Source organism: Blautia sp. HCP3S3_D9 (genome assembly GCF_052063845.1).
Lineage (GTDB): Bacteria > Bacillota > Clostridia > Lachnospirales > Lachnospiraceae > Blautia_A.
The window spans coordinates 1-4,901 of record NZ_JBQHWS010000184.1 but is presented as its reverse complement, the minus strand read 5'-3'; the positions used below and the strand labels follow the sequence as shown (position 1 = coordinate 4,901).

The 4,901-nt window shown below is 35.4% G+C and carries 8 protein-coding genes; 2 read left to right on the top strand and 6 right to left on the bottom strand.

Annotation, left to right across the window (positions count from 1 at the left end; all coding sequences use genetic code 11):
• Nucleotides 1-91: 91 nt before the first annotated feature.
• The 4 genes from ACTNES_RS19350 to ACTNES_RS19335 all read right to left on the bottom strand — a co-directional run bounded on the left by ACTNES_RS19350 (nt 92) and on the right by ACTNES_RS19335 (nt 3,124).
• A complete protein-coding gene (locus ACTNES_RS19350) occupies nt 92-625 on the bottom strand; it encodes a hypothetical protein (protein WP_441040432.1) in 534 nt (177 codons plus the stop codon).
• 275 nt (nt 626-900) lie between these two features.
• Nucleotides 901-2,259, bottom strand: a complete 1,359-nt coding sequence (locus ACTNES_RS19345) for a hypothetical protein (protein WP_216458655.1) — start codon at nt 2,257-2,259, stop codon at nt 901-903.
• Entirely contained in the window at nt 2,207-2,803 is a 597-nt protein-coding gene (locus ACTNES_RS19340) for a hypothetical protein (protein ID WP_216458656.1), read from the bottom strand. Before ACTNES_RS19340 ends, ACTNES_RS19345 begins: the two co-directional genes overlap by 53 nt.
• A 168-nt stretch (nt 2,804-2,971) precedes the next feature.
• Nucleotides 2,972-3,124 (bottom strand): hypothetical protein, encoded by a 153-nt coding sequence (locus tag ACTNES_RS19335; RefSeq protein WP_441040431.1) that lies wholly within the window; start codon nt 3,122-3,124, stop codon nt 2,972-2,974.
• Nucleotides 3,125-3,368: 244 nt separating this feature from the next.
• Here ACTNES_RS19335 and ACTNES_RS19330 point away from each other — a divergent pair, with 244 nt between their 5' ends.
• Entirely contained in the window at nt 3,369-3,593 is a 225-nt protein-coding gene (locus tag ACTNES_RS19330; protein ID WP_441040430.1) for a hypothetical protein, read from the top strand.
• A gap of 95 nt (nt 3,594-3,688) precedes the next feature.
• On the opposite strand, the gene ACTNES_RS19325 is transcribed toward ACTNES_RS19330, so the two are convergent.
• Nucleotides 3,689-3,841, bottom strand: a complete 153-nt coding sequence (locus tag ACTNES_RS19325; protein ID WP_441040429.1) for a hypothetical protein — start codon at nt 3,839-3,841, stop codon at nt 3,689-3,691.
• 244 nt (nt 3,842-4,085) lie between these two features.
• Between ACTNES_RS19325 and ACTNES_RS19320 the strand changes: the two genes are divergently transcribed.
• Nucleotides 4,086-4,310, top strand: coding sequence for a hypothetical protein (locus ACTNES_RS19320; RefSeq protein WP_291816223.1), 225 nt, complete (start codon nt 4,086-4,088; stop codon nt 4,308-4,310).
• 36 nt (nt 4,311-4,346) lie between these two features.
• Here the strand turns inward: ACTNES_RS19320 and ACTNES_RS19315 are convergent, their stop codons facing one another.
• Nucleotides 4,347-4,697 (bottom strand): Ig-like domain-containing protein, encoded by a 351-nt coding sequence (locus tag ACTNES_RS19315; RefSeq protein WP_441040428.1) that lies wholly within the window; start codon nt 4,695-4,697, stop codon nt 4,347-4,349.
• Between the last annotated feature and the right edge of the window lie 204 nt (nt 4,698-4,901).

The following is a 4,901-nucleotide window of genomic DNA, read 5'->3' as shown; positions in this document are numbered from 1 at the left end:
CCATTATACCAAACGGAATGTATTTATGCCTTTTTTATTGGCTGAAATATTGAATTTTCAAGGTTCAGCACACCTTAAAGGTGTGGGAAGTTTAAGTTAATTTATTATTTCGAATTCGATAAACATGTCTTGCACAGGTTCTTGCACTTGTCAATTGTATAATTGCAAATGTATTTTTACTCTTATTATAGTAAGCGCCAGGTGTAGCATATCCCGTAGTTCGAAATACGCCCAACAATCTTACAATATTGTTATTGTATATTGTAAGAATAATCATGTATCCACTTCTTCCAACACCCGAACCTATAACGCATTCTGGAACTCCATCTCCATTTAAATCCTCGATCGTATAATATCCATCATCCCGGGCAAAAATTGTACTGAGTGGAATTCTTCCTGTTGGCTTTTTTTGTGTATTTGTTACATAGTTTGAAATATCATTATTAACTGTAACATATACTCCCTGTGCTAGCCATTTTTTTAATACATAAACATACATCTGTTCCGCTCTATCCTTGCTAATACTTGCTGCATGAACCGTTTCCGTTCCACTGACTGGACAGATTATTACACATATTAAAATAACTGCCAACAACTTAAAACAAATTTTTTTCACTTTCTTCACATCAACCCCTCCTCTTTTTCCTTCCCCGGTACTTCTCAAATGCTCTATATATCCGTAGTAATCTCAGATTGTCTTTCTTATAATATTTTCTCTTCTTCCATGGAAACCTTATTGTCTTTATAATGTTCCACATTTGAAAGTACCAAAGGAATTTTTTCTTCACGTACAAAAACTTTTAAAATTATTTTTTGTTTCCATAGTTTGATTATATCATGTAGTTTTTGAATATAACATTACAGCACATAAATAACCATATTTCGCTACATATTTAGCATTTAATGTATCATATCCTTCAATCTCTCATATTCACTTGCTCCGCCCTGATACATATTATATAGATAAAAGTTTTTCTGTTCCTCTGCTGCTGCAACTACGTTATCTACCAGAAATTCAGCTCTATTTTCTGCTTCCAGATACTGCATGATAAAGTTGTCAAATCCGTCCTGTTTTCTCAGGATTGAGTATCCGCATTCTCCCAGAATATGATCCAAACGCTCACGGTCAACTATATGTTCTTTGTGTCTCATACCTTCCTGTCCAAAGAATAACAGATAACAGATCAGAGTCGTTCTGTCGATGTCGATATTTCCTTTTATGTAGTTTCTGACAGAGTTTTCCCCTGCTCTTCCTTTCTGATAGCCGCGCTGTGCCACATCTGTATTTCTTGTATATTGTCTGTCGTACTCTTCTTCTTTTTGTTTCATCTCTGCTATTTTTCTGGCAACTGCTTCTCTGTCAGAGAGATCTTTCCATCCATGCTCATAAGTACGGATAGCTTCTGCAAGTTTCCTCTGGTCTTCCTCACTGATCTGGTCTACATCATCGCTGTAACCATCCAGCATTACCTCCATCCAGTCTGCAGATATATAGGAGAAATAAAAATAGTTGAATGCATCATAAATGTTACCGAAAGATATCCTTGAATCCAACAATTCATTCCGCACATCTTCTGCACTTTCTGATTTTTTCCGCAGATCACTTTTGCATTTCAGAACTGCCAGATCCATTGCCGCCTGCTCCATACCGAATCGTCTTTCATAGGCAGTCAGATAGCTTTCTATTTTCTCTTCAATGTAGAAATTCAGATACTTGCAGTAATAATATCTTGCTTTCTCTCTTACACTGCGAAACTCTTCCAGATTAAGTTCTACGAATCGAATAAACTGTTCCTTTGAACTTTCTTTTTCAATCTGTTCACGCATGTTTTTTGTTACAGATAATGTTTTAAGTTTATCACCATCTGCCTGGGAATTACTCTCCAGATATTTTCGCAGATCACTGTATCTAATGGCACTTTCATTAAACCATGGATCTAACTGTGAATTTGCAAAAATCTCCTTTTCGCAAAGTTCCTCCAGCTCTTTCCATTCCTGATATGTCATCTTATTACTGAATGCATAAATTAAGGTTGCTTCAATAAAGTTTCTGGCATACAGCTGCTCGCATCCGTTCTCCTGCAATTTTTTGTCCAACTGTTCCAGAGTCATATGAGTCACAAATCCCAAAGCAATCAGACGATATCTTAATGGTCGGTTCTTGATCTTTTTTGCATTCTTTCCCATGCATTCATCTAATATTTCTTTACAGTCCTGTCCGCTTAAATCCTGAATCATTTTTTCGAATACTGATCCCATTTGCAATTTCTCCTTCATATTGTTTATATTCCTGTCGTATCGTACGCTGAATCTCTTCAGGCACAACTCCTTCATTTAAATACCGTAGGAATTCATAGTCATCACCTGTAATGCACATCATATCTATAACCCGACGCAGGAGCTCATTTTCCCATTCGTCCGCCATGCTGATGCTGCATTCCAGACGCACCGGTGATAAATAATATTTCATTCCCCTTGGTATATTTTCATTTCTCCTTTTAATATACCATTTCGTTGAGTTAATTGCACTTCTTTCGTTGTTTTGGAACAATATTTGTTTTAAACGCATTCTGTGTTCACCTGGCAGTATATCCAACTCATATTTTGCCAGGGCATCTGTGTTCTTTCCTGCTCTGATTTTAAAGTTTAATGTATTCTGTTCTTCATTTGATATGATTTTCTCAACGCCTGCTCTGCGCAGACATTCTTCTGCCTTTTCCAGTACTTTCCTTGCTTCACTCCATTTTTTCTCACCGGCCAGAGTAAAATAGCATTCTAATATTCCGATATTCTTATTGTTCATGGCATTCCTTTCTCATAGTCAATCCAAAATTTATAGTTACCTGATTCTTTCATACCACAAATGAAATGCAGATTTGTTATAGATAGAGAATATTTTACATGAAAACAAGGGGCCATCGAATGATATGCCCCTTGTTTTGTCCGTTCTACTCATATTTAATTTTTAATCCTAGAAAAGAACCCAATGATATTTGAATCCAACGCAATCATGAGCTGCCCATGACCAAAGTTTATGCCACATCCAAAATTTTTCTCCACATGTATTGCACTGCCATCTTCCTGCTGTTACCTCTCTCATTTCTTCTTTTGATACTTCTCTCATTTTCTTTTCCTCCGTTTTTTATTTTCAAAAGTTTTTCGCTTCTGTTTTTCTTTTGATAAGTCTATTGTAGCTTTTACGAAATGCACATTTGTTATAAAACCAAAAAATTCAGAAAAATTTTTTTGATATTTTAAATTATCTATTTTATAATAAAATAAAGATCTTCAAAGCCAAACATTATATAGGCTAATAAATAGAAAATACACAGTTATGACAACAATTGCATTAAAGGGTGGAATTATCTATGGAATCTCAAAAAGCACATATTTCATCTTTTTCCAAACAGATTCTTGCTGATCTAATCAAGCAAGGCTATCGTGGAAAAGAATTACTTAAAAACTTCAGACAAACACAGCAAAAAATACGTCCTGCAGTAGAGGCAATGCTTGCTGAAGCCGATCAAATTGCTGAATCTAAATCAGGCGGATGTTCTTTAGAAGATGTTTTTGGAAAAGAGGCCGATAAATAACATAAATCAGCTCTTTTCCGAACACACAGGGCACATTAAAACAAGGGACTGTCAATCAGCCCCTTACTTTTTGCTCAAATATAATTTTCAAAACCTTAAAAGAAAACCCAATGATATTTGAATCCAACGCAATCATGCGCCGCCCAAGACCAGAGTTTAATCCAAAGACTAAATTTCCGTCCACATGTATTGCACTGCCATTTTCCTGCTGTTACCTCTCTCATTTCTTCTTTTGATACTTCTCTCATTTTCTTTTCCTCCGTTTTTTTATTTTCAAAAGTTTTTCGCTTCTGTTTTTCTTTTGATAAGTCTATTGTAGCTTCTATGAAATGCACATTTGTTATAAAACCAAAAAATCTTATAAAATTTTTTGATATTCTAAACTACATATCTTATAATAAGACAAATAATCCTAAAACCAGGCATTACATAGGCTAGCAAAATAGAAAATACACAGTTACAACAACATTACTATTGAAGGGTGGAATATCTATGGAATCTCAAAAAATACACATTTCGTTTTTTTCCGAACAGATTATCGCTGACCTGATTAATCAGGGCTATAGCGGAGAAAACTTACTTAAAAAATTCAGACAGACACAGCAAAAAATTCGTCCTGCAGTGGAAGCAATGCTTACTGAGGCTAACGAGATTGCTGAATCTAAATCAGGCGGATATTCTTTAGCGGATGTTTTTGGAACAAAAGTCGATAAATGACAAGGGGCAGCTAACTACTGCCCCTTGTCTCGAAATTTACTTTACAGTTACTGTAATCGCTTTATATACACCATTCTGTGCATATACCCATATAGTACAGCTTCCTTTTCCTGTTGCTTTAATCATACCGTTTGATGTTACGGTTGCTACATTTGTATTGCTGCTTTCATAGCAGAGATTTCTGTGGTGTTTGATCTTTTTGTCTTTCTTTACTTCTACTGCTGTAATCTGAGCGCTCTTGCCTTTCTTTAAGGTTACTTCTGTAACATTCTTCTTGTTTCCAATCTTTGTAATGGAAACGGCTTTCGCTACACCATAATTTCCGCCTTTAGTTACTGCATGTATGGATACGGAAGTATCTGTGATCACTTTCTTTCCATTTACCAATTTATAAGCTTTTACTTTATATTTATAATAAGTTGCTTTTTTCAGCTTGGTGTGAGTCCATGTTCTGGTCTTACCGTTTGTGATTGTAGCAAGTTTTTTATATTTAGTGTCTGCTGATTAAACCGTTTCTGGTTCAAAATCAGCAGATTGATGTGTTAATAGTTCCAGTAGCCATAAAAGTGTAAAAAGTATCTGTGACTGTAT

Excerpts from the sequence above, each read along its gene's own strand:
- ACTNES_RS19330 (WP_441040430.1), top strand. The coding sequence starts at position 3,369 with ATGGAATCTCAAAAAGCACATATTTCATCTTTTTCCAAACAGATTCTT.
- ACTNES_RS19325 (WP_441040429.1), bottom strand. The coding sequence starts at position 3,841 with ATGAGAGAAGTATCAAAAGAAGAAATGAGAGAGGTAACAGCAGGAAAA.
- ACTNES_RS19335 (WP_441040431.1), bottom strand. The coding sequence starts at position 3,124 with ATGAGAGAAGTATCAAAAGAAGAAATGAGAGAGGTAACAGCAGGAAGA.
- ACTNES_RS19345 (WP_216458655.1), bottom strand. The coding sequence starts at position 2,259 with ATGGGATCAGTATTCGAAAAAATGATTCAGGATTTAAGCGGACAGGAC.
- ACTNES_RS19320 (WP_291816223.1), top strand. The coding sequence starts at position 4,086 with ATGGAATCTCAAAAAATACACATTTCGTTTTTTTCCGAACAGATTATC.
- ACTNES_RS19340 (WP_216458656.1), bottom strand. The coding sequence starts at position 2,803 with ATGAACAATAAGAATATCGGAATATTAGAATGCTATTTTACTCTGGCC.